This is a genomic window from Lichenifustis flavocetrariae (assembly GCF_026130545.1).
Classification (GTDB): domain Bacteria; phylum Pseudomonadota; class Alphaproteobacteria; order Rhizobiales; family Beijerinckiaceae; genus Lichenihabitans; species Lichenihabitans flavocetrariae.
In genome coordinates this window covers 13,893-30,362 of the sequence record NZ_JAMOIM010000048.1, presented here as the reverse complement: position 1 = coordinate 30,362, position 16,470 = coordinate 13,893, and the positions used below count along the sequence as shown (strand labels likewise).

Annotated in this window: 22 protein-coding genes; 15 read left to right on the top strand and 7 right to left on the bottom strand. The window is 65.3% G+C overall.

Going from position 1 to position 16,470, the window contains the following annotated elements:
* Positions 1 to 312 precede the first annotated feature (312 nt).
* The 3 genes from M8523_RS31345 (at position 313) to M8523_RS31335 (ending at position 1,575) form a co-directional block, all read left to right on the top strand.
* Positions 313 to 492 carry a hypothetical protein gene (locus M8523_RS31345; RefSeq protein ID WP_282588777.1) on the top strand — a complete coding sequence of 60 codons (180 nt, stop codon included), beginning with the start codon at positions 313 to 315 and terminating at the stop codon, positions 490 to 492.
* A gap of 182 nt (positions 493 to 674) precedes the next feature.
* Positions 675 to 899, top strand: coding sequence for a hypothetical protein (locus M8523_RS31340; RefSeq protein WP_428351722.1), 225 nt, complete (start codon positions 675 to 677; stop codon positions 897 to 899).
* On the top strand, positions 892 to 1,575 hold the full coding sequence (locus tag M8523_RS31335; protein ID WP_282588776.1) for an ABC transporter ATP-binding protein: 684 nt from the start codon (positions 892 to 894) through the stop codon (positions 1,573 to 1,575). Before M8523_RS31340 ends, M8523_RS31335 begins: the two co-directional genes overlap by 8 nt.
* A gap of 37 nt (positions 1,576 to 1,612) precedes the next feature.
* Here M8523_RS31335 and M8523_RS31330 read toward each other — a convergent pair whose 3' ends face one another.
* The 3 genes from M8523_RS31330 to M8523_RS31320 form a co-directional block, all read right to left on the bottom strand.
* Positions 1,613 to 2,008: a translational machinery protein gene (locus M8523_RS31330; RefSeq protein WP_282588775.1), complete on the bottom strand. Its 396-nt coding sequence runs from the start codon at positions 2,006 to 2,008 to the stop codon at positions 1,613 to 1,615.
* Between the two features lie 85 nt (positions 2,009 to 2,093).
* Positions 2,094 to 2,816, bottom strand: a complete 723-nt coding sequence (locus tag M8523_RS31325; protein WP_282588774.1) for a LysR substrate-binding domain-containing protein — start codon at positions 2,814 to 2,816, stop codon at positions 2,094 to 2,096.
* A 9-nt stretch (positions 2,817 to 2,825) separates the two neighbouring features.
* The gene (locus M8523_RS31320; protein ID WP_282588773.1) at positions 2,826 to 3,026 is read right to left on the bottom strand and encodes a helix-turn-helix domain-containing protein; all 201 of its coding nucleotides are present in this window, start codon (positions 3,024 to 3,026) and stop codon (positions 2,826 to 2,828) included.
* A gap of 429 nt (positions 3,027 to 3,455) precedes the next feature.
* On the opposite strand from M8523_RS31320, the gene M8523_RS31315 reads away from it, so the two are divergent.
* The 3 genes from M8523_RS31315 (at position 3,456) to M8523_RS31305 (ending at position 5,949) form a co-directional block, all read left to right on the top strand.
* Complete coding sequence (locus tag M8523_RS31315) at positions 3,456 to 4,583, top strand: alkene reductase (protein ID WP_282588772.1); 1,128 nt, start codon at positions 3,456 to 3,458, stop codon at positions 4,581 to 4,583.
* 142 nt (positions 4,584 to 4,725) lie between these two features.
* Positions 4,726 to 5,280 (top strand): NAD(P)H-dependent oxidoreductase, encoded by a 555-nt coding sequence (locus tag M8523_RS31310; RefSeq protein WP_282588771.1) that lies wholly within the window; start codon positions 4,726 to 4,728, stop codon positions 5,278 to 5,280.
* A 108-nt stretch (positions 5,281 to 5,388) separates the two neighbouring features.
* Positions 5,389 to 5,949, top strand: a complete 561-nt coding sequence (locus M8523_RS31305) for a nitroreductase family protein (protein WP_282588770.1) — start codon at positions 5,389 to 5,391, stop codon at positions 5,947 to 5,949.
* Between the two features lie 54 nt (positions 5,950 to 6,003).
* On the opposite strand, the gene M8523_RS31300 is transcribed toward M8523_RS31305, so the two are convergent.
* From M8523_RS31300 to M8523_RS31285, 4 genes are all read right to left on the bottom strand, one after another.
* Positions 6,004 to 6,129, bottom strand: a complete 126-nt coding sequence (locus M8523_RS31300) for a hypothetical protein (protein ID WP_282588769.1) — start codon at positions 6,127 to 6,129, stop codon at positions 6,004 to 6,006.
* Between the two features lie 90 nt (positions 6,130 to 6,219).
* On the bottom strand, positions 6,220 to 6,369 hold the full coding sequence (locus tag M8523_RS31295) for a hypothetical protein (RefSeq protein WP_282588768.1): 150 nt from the start codon (positions 6,367 to 6,369) through the stop codon (positions 6,220 to 6,222).
* Positions 6,370 to 6,442: 73 nt separating this feature from the next.
* Positions 6,443 to 7,144: a glutathione transferase, Atu5508 family gene (gene gst, locus M8523_RS31290; protein ID WP_282588767.1), complete on the bottom strand. Its 702-nt coding sequence runs from the start codon at positions 7,142 to 7,144 to the stop codon at positions 6,443 to 6,445.
* Positions 7,145 to 7,187: 43 nt separating this feature from the next.
* Positions 7,188 to 9,452, bottom strand: coding sequence for a copper-transporting P-type ATPase (locus tag M8523_RS31285; RefSeq protein ID WP_282588766.1), 2,265 nt, complete (start codon positions 9,450 to 9,452; stop codon positions 7,188 to 7,190).
* Positions 9,453 to 10,052: 600 nt separating this feature from the next.
* Between M8523_RS31285 and M8523_RS31280 the strand changes: the two genes are divergently transcribed.
* From M8523_RS31280 to M8523_RS31240, 9 genes are all read left to right on the top strand, one after another.
* On the top strand, positions 10,053 to 10,703 hold the full coding sequence (locus tag M8523_RS31280) for a BON domain-containing protein (RefSeq protein ID WP_282588765.1): 651 nt from the start codon (positions 10,053 to 10,055) through the stop codon (positions 10,701 to 10,703).
* Between the two features lie 54 nt (positions 10,704 to 10,757).
* Entirely contained in the window at positions 10,758 to 11,630 is an 873-nt protein-coding gene (locus tag M8523_RS31275) for a PRC-barrel domain-containing protein (RefSeq protein WP_282588764.1), read from the top strand.
* Between the two features lie 246 nt (positions 11,631 to 11,876).
* Complete coding sequence (locus tag M8523_RS31270) at positions 11,877 to 12,071, top strand: hypothetical protein (RefSeq protein WP_282588763.1); 195 nt, start codon at positions 11,877 to 11,879, stop codon at positions 12,069 to 12,071.
* A 19-nt stretch (positions 12,072 to 12,090) separates the two neighbouring features.
* Positions 12,091 to 12,348 carry a hypothetical protein gene (locus tag M8523_RS31265; protein ID WP_282588762.1) on the top strand — a complete coding sequence of 86 codons (258 nt, stop codon included), beginning with the start codon at positions 12,091 to 12,093 and terminating at the stop codon, positions 12,346 to 12,348.
* 95 nt (positions 12,349 to 12,443) lie between these two features.
* Positions 12,444 to 13,088, top strand: a complete 645-nt coding sequence (locus M8523_RS31260; protein ID WP_282588761.1) for a flavin reductase family protein — start codon at positions 12,444 to 12,446, stop codon at positions 13,086 to 13,088.
* A gap of 140 nt (positions 13,089 to 13,228) precedes the next feature.
* Entirely contained in the window at positions 13,229 to 13,591 is a 363-nt protein-coding gene (locus M8523_RS31255) for a hypothetical protein (protein WP_282588760.1), read from the top strand.
* A 116-nt stretch (positions 13,592 to 13,707) separates the two neighbouring features.
* The gene (locus M8523_RS31250) at positions 13,708 to 13,920 is read left to right on the top strand and encodes a hypothetical protein (RefSeq protein ID WP_282588759.1); all 213 of its coding nucleotides are present in this window, start codon (positions 13,708 to 13,710) and stop codon (positions 13,918 to 13,920) included.
* A 192-nt stretch (positions 13,921 to 14,112) separates the two neighbouring features.
* On the top strand, positions 14,113 to 14,589 hold the full coding sequence (locus M8523_RS31245; RefSeq protein WP_282588758.1) for a hypothetical protein: 477 nt from the start codon (positions 14,113 to 14,115) through the stop codon (positions 14,587 to 14,589).
* Positions 14,590 to 14,834: 245 nt separating this feature from the next.
* A complete protein-coding gene (locus M8523_RS31240) occupies positions 14,835 to 16,439 on the top strand; it encodes a bifunctional aminoglycoside phosphotransferase/ATP-binding protein (RefSeq protein WP_282588757.1) in 1,605 nt (534 codons plus the stop codon).
* Positions 16,440 to 16,470 lie beyond the last annotated feature (31 nt).

Here is a 16,470-nt window from a genome sequence, read left to right as displayed (position 1 = left end):
CCATCTACAAAGTAAAGACGCAGCAGGGAATCCCTCAAAAATCCTCGTCGCGATTCAGAAATTTATCGACGCTTCCTTAGCCAGAAGACCAACAACGATACGGGTGCCGACCAGGAGGGGGAACTCATCGCCGCATTCGGCGACGTCGACGACAGCATGCTGGATGGATAGGCGCGCTCCGGCTTGGAGCGCCCCAATCCTGGCGCAGGCTGAAGGGTGCCCATCGGTACGAATGCAGGCAGCAAGGCCACCGGAAGACGGTTAAGCGACGGGCCTCCGCCCGTCACATGAGGAAAAGTAATGACCAGTCACATGCCGCCCGTCCCCCCGGCCAATCGCAGCCCGAAGGGAACAGGTTCCGATCCGAAGGCGAATCAGGACACCTCAATCCACCACCCTAAGGCCGACAACACCGCCGAGCAGGGCGAGACGGCCAACGTCAGGCAGAACACCACGAACAAGGGATATTTCGCCGGACGGCGCGTCAAATAGCCGACGCACCTTTCGCCTTGGAGACTTTCGAAGCCTCTCTACACCGCTGCGGCCACGCTGCCGTGCCTCGTTACCGGCCTTCGAAAGCTTCGGGTGCCCGTGCCCAGGGAACCACGTTCGTTCAGATGGCCGCCGCTCTGCCGCAGGTCAGCCAGTCAACGAGACCCGATGGGGAGGACTTCATGGGCGCGATCGTCGGGTCCGTCCTGGGTGCCGGGGGGTTGATCTACTGGCATTCCGCCATGCGGCAGGCCGATGGGTCTGACCTGTTCCCCATGATGCTGGAGCGAAACCTCTTCGTCGCGACCGCGCTTCTCGCGACGGCGACGGCGACGGGGCTCGTGGCCGCGATGGTGCCGGCGATCCGCGCGGCCAAGCTCGATTCGGTGGTGGCGATCCGTGGATGATCCGGTCCTGCGTCTCGACAAGATCTGCAAGGCCTACAACGTCGGCCTGTCGTCGGAAACGAAGGTGCTGCACGACATCGATCTGACGCTGAAGCGCGGCGAGTTCCTGGCGCTGATGGGGCCGTCCGGGTCGGGGAAGAGCACGCTTCTCAACATCATCGGGCTCCTGGACCGGCCGACCTCCGGCCACCTGTTCATCAAGGGCCAGGACACCGCACTCCTGAACGACGCCGCGTTGACACGGCTACGGGGACACACGATCGGCTTCGTGTTCCAGGACCATCACTTCATCTCGGCGTTCACGGCGGTCGAGAACGTCCTGATGCCCCTTCTGGTCGACCGCGAATTCGCCGGTCCGGACATCGTCAAGAAAGCTAATGCCCTCATGGCGCGGGTAGGTCTGGCGAAGGTCGCCGACAACCGAGCGATGAACATGTTCGGGGGACAGCAGCAGCGGGTCGCCATCGCCCGCGCGCTCGCGATGAGCCCCGACCTCGTGCTCGCGGAGGAGCCCACCGGCAATCTCAACACGCAATCCGCCAACAGCGTCTTCGACCTCATGCGCGAGGTGAACCGCGAGAGCGGGACCACCATCCTGATGGTCACGCACAACCTGGAGCTCGCCAAGCGCTGTGATCGCATCGTGGACGTCGTCGACGGCCGCATCACGGCTTGAGAGCCGCCGGGGCCGGGACGCCTCGGCGCGTCGCCGGCTACTTCTGCGGCGTCATCAGGTCCTCGGCATGGAAATAAGCACGGGCGTGCTTCAGCAAGGCGCCATCTGTCGGGTGGTCGACCGTCTCGATACCGACGATCTTGTTCATCACGCTCGGATCATGCGCCGCGATGTGTTTGAAGAGCGCCGTCTTGGCCAAGCCGGGCCCGGTCAGCAGGACGAACAGGGACGTTCCGATCGCGTCGACCACGGCGTGCAGGTAGTGCTGGTCCTCGGCCGCGTGACCGCTGCCGATGGAATTTGCCTTGTGATGGATGTGGATATTTGGGTTCTCGGGATGCACGACCACCTTGTCCATCGCGTTGGCATCGAAGTGGAAGACCTTGGCTTCGTGGTGGTCGATCCACACGACGGCGTGATTGTGCTGATTCATCGGATCGACCTCGTGGACCTTGGGGCGCCATGAGCGGCGCGGTAAAAACTGCGTGGGTTTCTGCGCCGCTGACGGCAACGTGTCGTCAAGGCGCCAGCGCCGCTTCGGATTCGTCCTGTACGGGATCGAGTTTGTCGCCGCGCTGCCTTACCCATTTGGTGATATGATCGAGCGCGACCCGGATGCGCGGGGTGTCGCGATTGTCCTTGTGCACGACCTGCCATATTCCCGTGCTCGGTATCGACGACGGGAGCGGCGGCGTCTTCAGTCTCACGAGCCCGGGATCGTCATCCGCGCATAAGCGGACGAGGCTGGCCAGGCCGCCGCCCTGCTTGGCGGCCGCGAGCGCGGCGGCGTGGCTGCTGGTCTGCATGGCGATGTGGGCTCGAGGCGCAAGCTCGGCGAGCCAGTCCGTCTGCGTCGCGTCCTGGATTCCCTCCATCTGGGTGATCATACGGTGCCCGGCGCAGCCCGCGTCGTAGTCGCATTCGCCGTGTCGTTCGAGGTAGCCGGGGCTGGCGTAGAGCCCGAACGCAAGCGTGCCGATGCGGCGTACGACGAGGTCGTGCTGATGGGCCTGCCGGAGCCGGATCGAGATGTCCGCCTCCCGCATCGAAAGGCTGAGTTCCTTGGGATTGGGGATCAACTCGACCATGATGTCGGGATGCACGTCGGGCAACGTCGCCAGGCAGGGCGCGACGAGGTTGCTGGCGATCGTCTCGGCGCAGGTGACGCGGACCTGACCAGCCAAGCGCTGGTCGCGTCCGGCGACGTTACGCTCCAGCCCGAGCGCCTCGATCTCGACCAACTCCGCCTGCTAGCGGACCTGGTCGCCCGCCATGGTCGGCAAGTAGCCGTCCGGCGTTCGGTTCAGGAGGCGTACGCCGAGGCTTTCTTCCAGGGAACCCAGGCGGCGCCCCACGGTCGACTGGGCCACGTGCAACTGCTTGGCGGCACCCGAAAGGCTACCCAGGCGTGCGACCGCGAGAAAGAACCTCAAGTCGTCCCAATCCAGCATAGCATTTCCTAAATGTGCGACGGACGCCCGAGTCAGACGCTTTCCGTTTCCGCATAGTCGCTACCCGGGATCGCTCGGTGCCTTCGAGGTCGGAGGTAGTTATTGAGGATAGATCAGGGTTGATCACAGGATAGATCCTGGATCAGGACGAAGCTTCTCCTCGCGTGAAGTCCGGTTTTTCTATTGCGTCAACGTATCGGCGACTGGATCCGCCGAAAGCGAGTATTCGATACCCGCTATGCGAAAATGCTCCTGGCGCATCGAGAGTGCCTCCGGTCCTGGCTTGGCCTGGGACCGCCCGTCGCGAAGACCGCGAGGCGACCACGGGGCAGGATCCGCGATCCGTCTCCCGCTCGAAAGCTCGCTTCGACCCGCATGGCCGACGTTCACGGCGAACGCGGCATACACCGCCACTCCAGGAACACCATCATGATCCGACCGCATCTGGCCCGGCCCGCCCGCGCGCTGTTCGAACCCGCCCAAGCGGGCGCCATGAGGCTCGCCAACCGCATCGTGATGGCGCCGCTCACCCGTGATCGGGCCGGTCCAGGACTGGTTCCCGGACCGCTTACGGTCGAATATTACGCCCAGCGCGCCTCCGCCGGGTTGATCGTCGCCGAGGCCACGCAGGTTTCGGCGCAGGCGCAGGGTTACGCCAACACGCCGGGTTGCTACACGGACGAACAGGTCGCGGGGTGGCGGAAGGTCACCGACGCCATCCACGCCAAGGGCGGGACCATCGTGGTTCAGCTCTGGCACACGGGGCGGATGTCCCACACCAGCTTCCAGCCGGGAGGCCAAGCGCCGGTCGCTCCCTCCGCCATCCGGGCGAAGGCGAAGACGTTCCTGGCGGGCCAGGGCTTCGTCGACGTCTCGATGCCCCGTGCCCTGGACGTGCGAGAAATCCCCGGGATCGTCGGCGACTTCCGTCATGCCGCCGCGTGCGCCATGAAGGCCGGGTTCGACGGCGTCGAGCTGCATGGCGCCCACGGCTACCTCCTCGACGCCTTCCTGCGCGACGGCACCAACCATCGGACCGATGCCTATGGCGGGTCCATCGAGAACCGGGCTCGGCTCCTCTTTCTGGTCGCGGCGGACTGCGCCGCGGCGATCGGCGCCGATCGCTTGGGAGTTCGGATTTCCCCAGTCTCCACCGCCGGGGACTCGCACGACAGCGACCCCCAGCCTCTCTTCGACCATGTCGTGGAGGGGCTCAGCCGTCTCCGCCTGGCCTACGTGCACGTGGTGGAGGGAGAGACGGAAGGCGCCAGAGACAGCATCGCATTCGACTATTCCGCGCTTCGGGACCGCTTCGATGGAGTCTGGATGGTGAACAACGGTTATGACCGGCAAATGGCGATCGACGCCGTGTCGAGCGGCCGCGCCGACTTGGTGTCATTCGGTCGCCCCTTCATAACCAACCCGGATCTGGTCGCGCGCCTGAGCGCGAACGCCCCGCTCCATGAATCGATGGGCGAGGCGTTGTTCTACGGTGGCGGCGCGCACGGTTACACCGACTATCCGACGCTCGGCGAGGAGCTGGCCGTAGTGGCGTGACGGAAGAAACAGGCTCGGGTTCCGACCCCTGCTCGACAGCCGGCCGGTGCACATCGCCGTCACGCTTGCAGTGAGCAAAATGCAGACACCCGCCCTTCCGGCTTCTACGAATACATGGGGCCACTGTCCGAAGGAACATCGCATGAACCACCTCATCGTGGTCGCCCATCCCGTCGAGCGCAGTTTCACGATGGGGTTAGCGGACGCCTTCGCCGACGAGCTGGAGAAGCTCGGGCATGTCCGGCAGACCCGCGACCTCTATCGCATGGGGTTCGATCCCGTCCTGGGAGGCCAGGAGCTTGTTTCGGGCGCGAGCGGCGACGCGGCGCAGGCGCAGGACGACATCCGTGCGGCCGATGTGCTCACCGTCATTTACCCGCTCTGGTGGCTGTCGATGCCGGCCATGATGAAGGGCTACGTCGACCGCGTCCTGGCACGCGGCTTCGCCTACGGATCGAAGAAGGGCGTCGTGCACGGGCTCCTGTCCGGCAAGAAGGCCGTCCTGATCACCCTTTCGGGGGCGCCCCTGCCGCTGCTGGTCGCGAGCGGCAACTGGAACGCCGTGCAGGTCCTGCAAGACACCCACGTTTTCCGGTCCTCGGGCTTCGACCTGCTGGAGCACCTGCACTTCGACGAGGTGGAGCCCGACCTCCCGGGGGCCACGGCGGAACGGAACATGGCGCGGGTGCGGTCCTGAGTCCAGCAGCACTTCCCGGCAACTTGAGTCCTCACTTCATCAGGCCGCCTGCACCCGGCCCCCAAAAAATAAAGGCGCGGCCCGCGTCGGAAACAAGGACACCGCCAAATGGATCTCGACGAAGCGATGGCCGGCCGCCGGGCCGTGCGCGAATACACGGCCGAAGCCGTCGACGAACAAACGATCCGGCTCCTGATCGACGACGCGATGAAGGCGCCGAGCGCCGTCAACGAACAGCCCTGGACCTTCACGGTCGTGCGAAACGGGTCCGTGCTTGATCGCGTGTCGCGGGACGCGAAGGCTTACGTGCTGGCGACGACGCCGATCGACGCTCTGCCCGCCCACTTCAAGTCGATGCTTGACGATCCGGATTGCCAGGTCTTCCACCACGCGCCGGCGCTCGTCCTGATCTCAGCGGCCACCGAGGGTGCTTGGAACGTCGAGGACTGTGCGCTCGCCGCCCAGAACTTCATGCTGGCTGCTTATGCCGTAGGTCTAGGATCCTGCTGGATCGGCCTCGCGCAGGGCTATCTCCAGACGACGGCCGGCAAGGCGGCGCTCGGTCTACCGGATCATTGGGCCCCGGTCGCACCGATCATCCTGGGACACCCGAGAGCCGCGGCGGCCCCGGTACCGCGCAAGTCGCCGGAGATCCGCTGGGTGGATTGAGGATGAGTGTGCACGCGGCGAGGACCCTTCGCTGGCCGGGCCCTTTGAAGCCGGTCAGACGCTGCGCTTACGATCGTGAAAGCGCTCGGCACGTCCGACGAGTTCGACCACGTGCGTCGCGGCGTGGGTGGTGAGCGGATGCCGGCTGGAGCCGGGTCGCGGGGAGATGAGCGACGCCATCTCGCGCGCGGCCTCCCGTGCCTGTCCCGATGCCGAGGACAGCAGGGCAACGACGAGGCTTTCGAGCGCGATGACGCGGACATGCAGTGCCTAAATGTCCGCGTCATCCATCTTCGGGAACGAGGGTTCAGCATGCGGGTTCGGCTCCGACTGCGGGCCCTCGGGTCCCGCCCCTCCCTCGTCGTCCCACCGCGGCATTGCCGTTTGCCGCAGCAGCGCGTCGCTTACCTGGTTGGCCATGGCCCCGTTCCCCTCTGCAACCCTGCCGCGACGACCGGGCGATCTTCATTTCCGGACGACCTTCGAGCAAAGGCTAAGGATTCAGAACCTTCTGCATCGATGCCCCGATCTGTCCGCCGCAATAAGCATCGCCGTAATCCCGGTGTGCCTTGGCGGCCAGCCTGGCCAGCAAGGGAAGACCGGAGACCCGTCGAGAAAGGGCGGCAGTCTTCGGCGCGGTTTCCTCCAGGATCGTCTTGACCTTCGAGAATCGGTCGGACATGGTCGCCCACAAGGTTGCCGTCACCACGTCAGCGATACCCGGGGCCTCGCCGCCCAGGAGGAACCCGCTGTCCGCCTTCAGGCCGTGGCGGCTGCCGGTCTCCTCCCAGATCGACATCCATTTCCGCAGGCGGGGCACGAAGTCCTGCCATCGCCGTTCGGTCCACATCTCGCGGCCTCCGTCCAGGGTGATCTGGTCGATCACGTCGTTGGCGTCGTTGACCGTCTTCATGGTCAGGGCACGCAGGGCCGGGCTGGCTGGCATGAGGTCTAGAGTCTCGCCCAGGTAAAGCACGATGGCTGGCATCTCGGCGATGGCGAAGTCCGCCTTCCTGTCGATCAGCATCGGTGGGCCCATGAACGGGACCGGCATGTCCTGCGCGGCTCCGTTCAGCATCTTCGTGATCGAGGCGGCGTCGGCTTCGGTCCAGGTCTTTCCCGCGTATGCAAGGACGGCGCGCACGAACTGACCCCGGAACGGCACGGGCCAATAGTAAAGATCGTAGTCGGACATCCAAGTCTTTCCAAGTTGGAGGGTGAAGCCAGGGTCAGCCTACTCAAGGAAGGCGTGCGGATCTCAGGCGCAACGCGTTCCCGATGACCGACAACGAACTGAGCGACATTGCGAGGGCGGCGATGATGGGACTGAGCAGGATGCCGAACGTGGGATAGAGGACACCGGCCGCCACCGGGATGCCGATCGCGTTGTAGGCGAAGGCGAAGACCAGGTTCTGCCTGATGTTGCGCATGGTCATGCGGCTGAGAGCGACCGCTCGCGCGATGCCGGCGAGGTCGCCCTTGACCAGCGTGATCCCGGCGCTCTGGATCGCGACCTCGGTTCCGGTGCCCATTGCGATACCCACGTCGGCCTCGACGAGGGCCGGGGCGTCGTTAACCCCGTCGCCGGCCATCGCGACGACCCTGCCCTCTGCCTTGAGCTTGCGGACGGCGTCGTGCTTGCCCTCGGGCAGGACGTCGCCCTGGACCTCCTTGATGCCGAGCTTCCGTCCGATCGCCTCAGCCGTTGCGACGTTGTCGCCCGTCAGCATGACGATCCGGATGCCGTCCGTGCGCAAGGCGTCGAGCGCCGCGGCGGTGCTCGCCTTTACCGGATCGGCGATGGCGATCACCGCGCCCGCCTTGCCGTCCACGGCCACGAAAATGGCGGTCGCTCCGTCCCTACGCAGTTCCCCCGCCCGTGCGGCCAAGGGGCCGAGGTCGACGCTGGATTGCTGCATCATGGCCTCGTTGCCCAGCGCCACCAAGCGCAGGCCGACCTTTCCTGTGACGCCTTTGCCCGTTACGGAAGCGAAGTCGGTTGGGTCCTGGACCGCGATGCCCTTGTCGCGAGCCGCCGCGACGATGGCGGCGGCGAGCGGATGCTCACTCGACCGTTCCAAGGCCGCAGCCAGGGCGAGCACGTCGGTCTCCGACAGGCCTTCGGCGGGCATGATCGCGGTGACCTTGGGCTTGCCCTCCGTCAGCGTGCCGGTCTTGTCAACGACAAGCGTGTCCACCTTCTCCATGCGCTCCAGCGCTTCCGCGGACTTGATCAGGATCCCCGCGCTCGCTCCCTTGCCGACCCCGACCCCAATGCTCATCGGCGTGGCCAGCCCGAGTGCGCAGGGGCACGCGATGATCAGGACGGACACGGCCGTGATTAGTCCGTAGGAAAGCGACGGCGCGGGGCCCCAGGCGGCCCATGCCACAAATGCCAGGACGGCGATGACAAGCACGGCCGGCACGAAGGTGCCGGCGACGGTGTCGGCCACGCCCTGGATCGGGGCCCGGCTGCGCTGCGCCCCGGACACCATCTGGACGATGCGCGCCAACATCGTGTCGGCCCCGACCTTGTCGGCCCGCATGACGATCGAGCCGGTGCCGTTCACGGTGCCGCCGATCAGCTTGTCGCCAGCCCTCTTTGCGGCCGGCATGGACTCGCCCGTGACCATGGATTCGTCGACGGCGCTCCTGCCGTCGATCACGACACCGTCCACAGGCACGCAGCTGCCGGGCCGCACGCGCAATCGGTCGCCGACCTGCACTTCCACCAGGGGCACCTCCTCATCGGCGCCGCCCTTTCCCGCGCGCCAAGCGGTCTTGGGCGCGAGGTTGAGCAAGGCGCGAATCGCCCCACCCGTCTGGTCGCGGGCGCGCAGTTCCAGCACTTGGCCCAGCAGCACCAGAACGACGATGACGGCCGCCGGCTCGAAGTAGACGGCGACCATGCCGCCCATCTCATGGAAGCCGGCCGGGAAGAGGCCCGGCACGAAAGTCGCGACGAGGCTGTAGAGGTAGGCGGCGCCGGTCCCGAGCGAGATCAGGCTGAACATGTTCAGGCTGCGGTTGACCACCGAGGCCCAGCCGCGCTCGAAGAACGGCCAGCCTGCCCACAGCACGACTGGCGTCGACAGGGCGAACTGGATCCATGTCGAGACGTGGGGTGGGACGAGCTTGTCGAGGCCCAGGGCCGCAACGTGGCTGCCCATCTCCAGGATGAAGATCGGCAGCGTCAGGACGAGCCCAATCCAGAAGCGGCGGGTCATGTCCGCCAGCTCATGGTCGGGCGGTGCCTCGGCCGTGACCGTCAGGGGTTCGAGGGTCATGCCGCAGATGGGGCAGTTTCCCGGACCGGGCCGCCGGATCTGTGGGTGCATCGGGCAGGTGTAGATCATGCCGGCGGGTACGGCCGAGGGGGCATTCCCGGGCGTGAGGTGCTTGTCCGGTCCGGCCACGTTGCACGTCTTCGGCGGGTCGACCGACGTCCCGCAAACCGGATCCTTGACCGTCACGGCTTCGTGATTCGAAGCGTGCCCGGTCATCGGCAGTATCGATGCCCGCGTCTCTGGATGCAACGATGGCGGTATCCGTGACGGTAGTACCCGCGCCGTGGTGCGCCCTCGACGTCACGGACAGCGGTGTCAGCCGTACCGACGGCCCCTCCAACGACGTCCCCCACCAGCCCGCCGATGCTCTGCGCTTGCGCGCAAGCCGGAGCGAACGCAATCAGCAGCACGATTGCGGTAATTGTCAATTTCGCCATGTTCACTCCTCGGTCCTGGACCGGGTTGGACCGGCCCACGAAAGACCTGGACTCGTTAAGCGGGTACCCACTGAGGTTTGTACGTTCGAGGCGTCAGTAACGCTCCGTGCGTAATCGCATAGCGACTCCGCGAACATGGTTCACACGGTCATCCAACCGACCGATTACATGATCGTCGTGACGGTGGCCGCTTCGAACGAGATCGCCGCGACGCTCGGATCCCGGCATCGGCATCTTCGACCCAGACGAGCCGCACGGCGCCGGTGCATCGACGAAATCGAACCTGATGAGCCCCGCACGCCGATGCGTCGTGGGGGGAAAGTTGCCGCGTTCCGATCGAACCGGCCGCTCCAAGCCTTCCACCGAAACGAGGAAACCCATGAACAACGACAGTCAGCTTCAGAAGTCCGTGCAGGACGAATTGGCCTGGGAGCCGAGCGTCACCGCCGCCCATATCGGCGTTGCCGCCAAGGGGGGAGTCATAACCCTGAGCGGCCACGTCAGCACTTATTCCGAGAAGTATGCCGCCGAGAAGGCCGCCGGCCGCATCAAGGGCGTCAAGGCCGTCGCCGAGGAACTCGAAGTCCGGCTTCCCTTCGAGACGAAGCGGACCGACGACGAGATCGCGGCCGCCGCGATCGAGCGCCTAGCCTGGGATACCTCCGTCCCAACCGATTCCGTCAAGGTTCGGGTCGAGAAGGGCTGGCTCACCATGACCGGCCAGGTCGACTGGAAGTACCAGAAGGACGCGGCCCACGATGATCTCCGTCCACTCTCCGGCGTGATCGGGGTATCCGACCAGATCACCCTGAAGCCCCGGCCCAGCGCGACCGACATCTCGGCCGACATTAAGCGGGCCCTGCACCGGTCGTGGTCCTTCTATCAGGACAACGTTTCGGTCAGCGCCTCGGGCGGCGCGGTCAAGCTCACGGGCACGGTTCCGACCTTCGACGACAGGTGGGTCGCGGCCAATACTGCCTGGCGCGCACCCGGCGTGACCAACGTCGAGAACGACATCGCCGTCGTCTGATCGACAGACCGCCGGAGGAGACCCTTCCGGCGGTAACCACAATGGGAGTAGCAATTGAGACATCGCGAGACGACATCGGCGGCCGCATTGGCGGGCATGATGCTGACCACTTCGATCGCCGTGGCTCAGACGCCAAGCGTCGCGGCTCCCGTCGCTTCGAGCGCGCAGGATGCCTCGACGATCCAGCCCTCCGCCTCCTGCCTCAATGACCTCCGCGCGTTCAACGCGAAGATCGACAAGGATGGCTACTGGCTTGGGGGTGGCGATGGATACGGATATCCCACCGGGGGCTGGGGCTTCGGGTACGGCTACACCATGGGCGCTTATGTGCCGCCGATCGGGCTCGGGTACCAGAACGCGCGGCCCGGCTACGAAATCCGAACTCTCCTCTCGTCCGCGAACATCCTCGCCCGTCAGGGGCAACAGCAATCCTGCGAGAACGTCCTTGCGACCACCGACGCAATCTACAAGCGCTACGTGGCCGAGATGCACGAGGACAGCGCCAAGATCGTGAACGGTCCCGCCTGGCGCCAGCAGCAGATCGCCGCCGCCTTGCCGATCGCGGGCATGACGATGTCGGTCCGTTCGGACCAACTGATCGGCACCGAGCTTCGCAACCAGAGCGACCAGGCGCTCGGCAGCGTGGACGACATCGTCCTCAGCCCGACGACGGGCAAGATCGCTTACCTCGTCATCGGTCGCGGGGGCATCTTCGGCCTGGACAAGGACTACGTGCCGGTGCCGTGGGGCTACATCCAAGCGACACCGAACATGAACATGCTCGTCCTCGACAGCACGGAGGTCGCCATGGACGATGCCCCCGACGTCCGGAAGAACCAGTTCTTCACGCCGGAACAATACGCCGAGACCAGCAAGAAGGTGGACGACTACTGGAAGGTCCACATCGTCAGGAAGGTCGGCGGCTGACCCTACTCGGGTCCGAAGGTCGCGTGACCGAAGTCGGTCACGCGACCTTCGGTCGAACTCGCGGAGGCGGACAAGATGGGATTGTGGACGGTGGTGGCGACCGTGACGCTTGGCGTCGCGGTTATCGTACTCCCGACCTCTGCCGCCGAGAGGCAACCTACGTCCCTCGCACCGCACGCCACGATATGCGGGAACAGGGACAACGAATGCGACGGGATATGTCGCCACGCTTTTCTCGACCGACGAATGACGGACGGGAAATGGGTCGCGAACTGCCTGGCCGTTTGCCTGTCGGTGGATGACGCCTGCGGGCCCGACGTCCCGATTTCCACGTCCATGATTTCGGCGTCCAAGGATCGACGCCCCGGTGGCGTCGAATTCACCAAGCCGAGCCCGGGTACGTCCCGAATCCGGGGCACGGTCGATCCGGTCAACGAATGACCCGGTCGAGAAGCAAGGGATGCACGGCGAGGATCACGGCATAACGGAAGCACGGGAAGACATCATCGCCTGGAGGTTCGACGTCGCCAGGAACGCCATGAGCGGGCAGACCTACACGGCCTACGTGAACCGTTCGGACAACGAGCAGGCTTGGCGGATCGTGAGGTCGAGGCTGCCCAGTGCCGATCTCATGAGCGAGGCCGGGATGTCGGCGATGGCGATGGCATGGGACAACCAGAGCCCCTTCGAATCCGGCGAGGACATCCGCTTCGCATAGGTGCGCCGCCTGTTGGCAAAGCAGTGCATCAGCGCTTCACCGTGGTGCGCGACATACGGCTAGGTTCTTCAAATCGGTTCCGGGGGGCGGTCGGGATGCAGTTCAACGTAGAGAAGGCAGCTCCAAGGAAGATTTACGACTTGCTGACTGGCTTGGTGGCGCCACGGCCGATTGCTTTTGTGACGAGCATGGACCAGAGCGGGATGGTGGATGCGGCCCCTTACGGCGCCTACAACTATTTGTGCTCCGATCCTCCGATCTTGGGTCTCGGGATCATGCACCAAAGCGGGCCTGTTTACGCTCTCAAGGAGACGGCGCTCAATATCAGGAACACTGCAGAGTTCGTCGTCAACGTCGTGACGGAGGATCTGGCACGACAGATAAAAATTTGCGCGATGGATGTTCCGAAAGGATCGAACAAGCTTGAGATGGCGAGATTGGACATTTTGCCGTCCGCGGTGGTCAAGGTTCCAAGGATTCGGCAGGCGCATGCGGCGCTTGAGTGCACGGTCCACACCGTACTCGGCATCGGGAGTGGCGACATCATGCTTGGACAGGTCGTTTCGATCTTCGGGGAGGATCGGTCCCTTGACGCGAGTGGGCCGTACGTGCTCGCCACCGAGTTGCATTCGATCTGGCGTATGAACGGGTTGGGTGCGTACGTGAAGACCGAGGGCGCCTTCCTGGCCTTCCCACGTTTGACCTACGCGGAATGGAAGAAGGACAGCGCTGGCGAGTGAAGCCCTTTTCCACGCTACGTTCCACTTGCCGGTGAACGGTTCACTCGGTCCAGTCATTCCGCCCGATCGCAACGGCTTGCATTCCGCGAGCGGCGCCTCGGACGATACCAATGGGGGAGTGTCGAATTCATGAGCGCGGGATGACGACGTTCGTGTCAGCCCTGACGGGCCTTCTGCTATTGGCGTCGACGGCCATGGCCCGAGAAACCGATGCGGGCGGCGTCCCGGCGCGTGACGACTCGATCGTGCACGAACCGGCCAAAATGAAGCCGGCGGAGCGCTGCCTGACCAAGCTCGACACTTCCGAGCCTTCGAGTGGGTCGGTCGATGTCTTGCTCGGGTCGCCATCCGTGGCGGGAACGCGGGCGCCTTGCGAAGACGTCTTCACGACCAGGGACTGCGCCTACAAGCGTTCGTGTGCGTCGCTTCTGGTGGAGAAGGCCAACCTGTCGCCGGAGGACAGCCCACCGCGTTGCGCCTGCTCGGCCTCCTGTTCGAGATGAAGCGATGAGGTGCGTCGAGGATGCGTCAGTCCCGCCGACCCAAGGATGAACGGTTCGGGCCTTGGGCACCGGCCGACACGCCCGCAAAGGCATCGACAGCATAGCGAGGGATCCGATTGAGCTACTACATCGTGAAGTTCTTCAAGACGGTCATGAACGACACCGGCCACGAATTCGAGGCGGGCCAGGGAACCGTCGAAACCAACGCGGCCAACGAGGCGGAGGCCACCGCTTCCGCGAAACACGAATTCTGCGACGCCGGACATCTGAGCGACTGGTCGTTGCACGCCGATCGTATCGAGGTCCTGGAAACAGACTTGCCGTCCTGAAGGACCTCGATCGACGACCTCGCGCCGCCGGTCCGCGTCGCTTCCCTAGGCAGCGCCCGAAGATTCGCAGCTGAAAACACCGCGCCCGTCCGGTCCGTCATCGCGGGCGGGTCCGGGCGATTCCACCAAGGCGGGCCTGAGCCCGAGAGGACGGGAACCCGATCGGGGGTCCGTCAAACCAAGGATGAAACCATGACACACGACGATCACACGAACGTTTCCGGCAACGTGACCGACGTCTTCGCACACCGATTCGTGGTGGCGACCGCGACCGGGCGGGTGCTCGCCGACCTCGGAACGCGCGGCGCGGAGAAGGTCAAGCTTTTGGTGGGAGACCACGTCGACCTCTGGGGCGAGATGAAGCCATCGGAACTGAAGGTCAGCCGCATCGCCCAGTCGGGAGGGGTGGCCATCTCGATCGGACACGGCAAGCCGACCGACGATCGCGAAGACCTCTACGCGGCGGCGGCCCTCGGCACGGTGGCAGCCCACGGCTTTGCAGTGGTCGGCGTCCCGCGCCGAAAGCCGAAGCACTTCGAGATCCTCGGCCGAGGCAAGGGCGGCGACTTCGTCGAGCTGCACATCGAGTTGAACGGCACGCTCCGTAATTCCAAGCCGGTGCCCGCGAGCGATCATGAATGGGCGCAGGAAATCAAGCAGGCCGGATGATCGGCAAGGTCGACCCGTCGATCTGACGAACCGAAAGGCCGGTCGCACATGTTGTCTCTCTTCAAGAGGATCACCTTTCGGGTGATGGCCCTCGATTCATCGGAGCGGGGGGCATTCGACCGACCGGGTTCGCTCGCCTGTCGTCCCTACGACGGGAAGCGTGCGTCTCGTCCGCTCCCGATCGGGATGAAGCCTCCGCTCGATCGATCTTACTGACCTCTGGCCGGCGTTCGAGAGGTCGTCCGATGCCCGTAGACACCCAGGTGGAAACGATCTCGTTCCTCAATGCGCTCGTCGCCGAGGGTCACGACCCCGCCTCGATCAAGGTGATGCAGACCCACCTCTCGGTCATCCTCCTCGCAGGGCATCGGGCATTGAAGCTCAAGAGGGCCGTGCGGCTGCCCTATGTCGACTTCTCGACGCCTGCCCATCGCCTGGTTGCTTGCGAACGGGAACTCACGCTGAACAAGCGGACGGCGCCGCTCCTGTATCGTGGCGTCCGGCGCGTCACGCGAGGGGCGGCCGGAGGCCTTGCCATGGATGGGGACGGTCCGTTGGTCGATGCCGTCGTCGAGATGGTCCGCTTCGACGAGGACCGCCTCCTGGACAACATCGCGATCACCGGCAACCTGACCCTTGCCCAGGTCGAGGCACTCGCGCGGCAGGTGGCCGTCTTCCACGGCACCCTCGCTCCCGATCGGCATCGGTCCGGCTCCGGGGTGATGGAGGCGGTGTTGGACATCAACGAGAAGGCCTTCGCGGGCACGACCGTCTTTTGCAAGGACGCGGTAGCCCAGATCGCCGGGAAGTTCCGCGCCCGGTTGGCGGCCATCGCACCGCTCCTGGATGCGCGAGGGGCCGCAGGGAAGATCCGCCACGGACACGGGGACCTCCACCTACGCAACATCTGTCTGGTCGAAGGCGAGCCGACCTTGTTCGACTGCCTGGAATTCAGCGACGACCTCGCGACGACGGACATCCTCTACGACTTGGCGTTCCTGTTGATGGACCTGTGGGACCGAGGTTTGCACGCGCACGCCAACCTCGCCCTCAACCGCTACCTGGACGATCTCGACGAAACGGACGGGCTGCCGCTGCTGCCCTTCTTCATGGCTGTGCGGGCCGCCGTCCGCGCGCACGTGACCGCGACGCAGGCGATGGGCGCTTCCGCCGGGGTCGACCGTCTTGAGCGCGAAGCCAGGACCTACTTCGACTTGGCGGTCGCCTTGCTGGAAACCCGTCCCGCCCGGCTGGTCGCGGTCGGCGGCCTCTCGGGATCGGGCAAATCGACGGTGGCCGCGTCGATCGCGGACATGGTCGGACCGGCGCCGGGGGCCCGCGTCATCGGCAGCGACCGGACGCGGAAGCGCCTTTTCGGCGTGCCGGCTCGGACGCGGCTGCCGGCGGAGGCGTACCTGCCGGCTGTCTCGGCCGAGGTCTACGAGAAGCTCCGCTCCGAAGCCGCGCGCGTCCTGCGCCTCGGGCACGGCGTCGTGGTGGATGCCGTCTTCGACAGGCCGGACGAGAGTCTCGCGATCGCCGACGTCGCCGGCCGAGAGGGCGTCGCTTTCCGGGGCCTTTGGCTGACCGCTCCTCGCGAGGTTCTCCTCCATCGTGTCACCCAGCGTCGCGGCGACGTCTCCGACGCGACCGGCGACGTGCTGCTCTCGCAGATCCAGAGGGCAGTGACGCCCGCGGATTGGGTTTCGATCGCTGCCGACGCTTCGGTCGAGGAGGTCTGCGCCGAAGCTCGCGGGGGCTTACATGATGCGGACAACGGCCTAAAGTCGACGCTGCGAGGACGTGGGCTCCGCCTTTCGATCATGCTGGGCTCCGCATCAGGTCGATGAGGAACGGCGCTTGGGATGCGGATCATCCCAA

Excerpts from the sequence above, each read along its gene's own strand:
- M8523_RS31345 (WP_282588777.1), top strand. The coding sequence starts at position 313 with ATGCCGCCCGTCCCCCCGGCCAATCGCAGCCCGAAGGGAACAGGTTCC.
- M8523_RS31340 (WP_428351722.1), top strand. The coding sequence starts at position 675 with ATGGGCGCGATCGTCGGGTCCGTCCTGGGTGCCGGGGGGTTGATCTAC.
- M8523_RS31330 (WP_282588775.1), bottom strand. The coding sequence starts at position 2,008 with ATGAATCAGCACAATCACGCCGTCGTGTGGATCGACCACCACGAAGCC.
- M8523_RS31320 (WP_282588773.1), bottom strand. The coding sequence starts at position 3,026 with ATGCTGGATTGGGACGACTTGAGGTTCTTTCTCGCGGTCGCACGCCTG.
- M8523_RS31315 (WP_282588772.1), top strand. The coding sequence starts at position 3,456 with ATGATCCGACCGCATCTGGCCCGGCCCGCCCGCGCGCTGTTCGAACCC.
- M8523_RS31310 (WP_282588771.1), top strand. The coding sequence starts at position 4,726 with ATGAACCACCTCATCGTGGTCGCCCATCCCGTCGAGCGCAGTTTCACG.
- M8523_RS31305 (WP_282588770.1), top strand. The coding sequence starts at position 5,389 with ATGGATCTCGACGAAGCGATGGCCGGCCGCCGGGCCGTGCGCGAATAC.
- M8523_RS31300 (WP_282588769.1), bottom strand. The coding sequence starts at position 6,129 with ATGGCGTCGCTCATCTCCCCGCGACCCGGCTCCAGCCGGCATCCGCTC.
- M8523_RS31295 (WP_282588768.1), bottom strand. The coding sequence starts at position 6,369 with ATGGCCAACCAGGTAAGCGACGCGCTGCTGCGGCAAACGGCAATGCCG.
- gst (WP_282588767.1), bottom strand. The coding sequence starts at position 7,144 with ATGTCCGACTACGATCTTTACTATTGGCCCGTGCCGTTCCGGGGTCAG.
- M8523_RS31285 (WP_282588766.1), bottom strand. The coding sequence starts at position 9,452 with ATGACCGGGCACGCTTCGAATCACGAAGCCGTGACGGTCAAGGATCCG.
- M8523_RS31280 (WP_282588765.1), top strand. The coding sequence starts at position 10,053 with ATGAACAACGACAGTCAGCTTCAGAAGTCCGTGCAGGACGAATTGGCC.
- M8523_RS31270 (WP_282588763.1), top strand. The coding sequence starts at position 11,877 with ATGACGGACGGGAAATGGGTCGCGAACTGCCTGGCCGTTTGCCTGTCG.
- M8523_RS31265 (WP_282588762.1), top strand. The coding sequence starts at position 12,091 with ATGCACGGCGAGGATCACGGCATAACGGAAGCACGGGAAGACATCATC.
- M8523_RS31260 (WP_282588761.1), top strand. The coding sequence starts at position 12,444 with ATGCAGTTCAACGTAGAGAAGGCAGCTCCAAGGAAGATTTACGACTTG.
- M8523_RS31255 (WP_282588760.1), top strand. The coding sequence starts at position 13,229 with ATGACGACGTTCGTGTCAGCCCTGACGGGCCTTCTGCTATTGGCGTCG.
- M8523_RS31245 (WP_282588758.1), top strand. The coding sequence starts at position 14,113 with ATGACACACGACGATCACACGAACGTTTCCGGCAACGTGACCGACGTC.
- M8523_RS31240 (WP_282588757.1), top strand. The coding sequence starts at position 14,835 with ATGCCCGTAGACACCCAGGTGGAAACGATCTCGTTCCTCAATGCGCTC.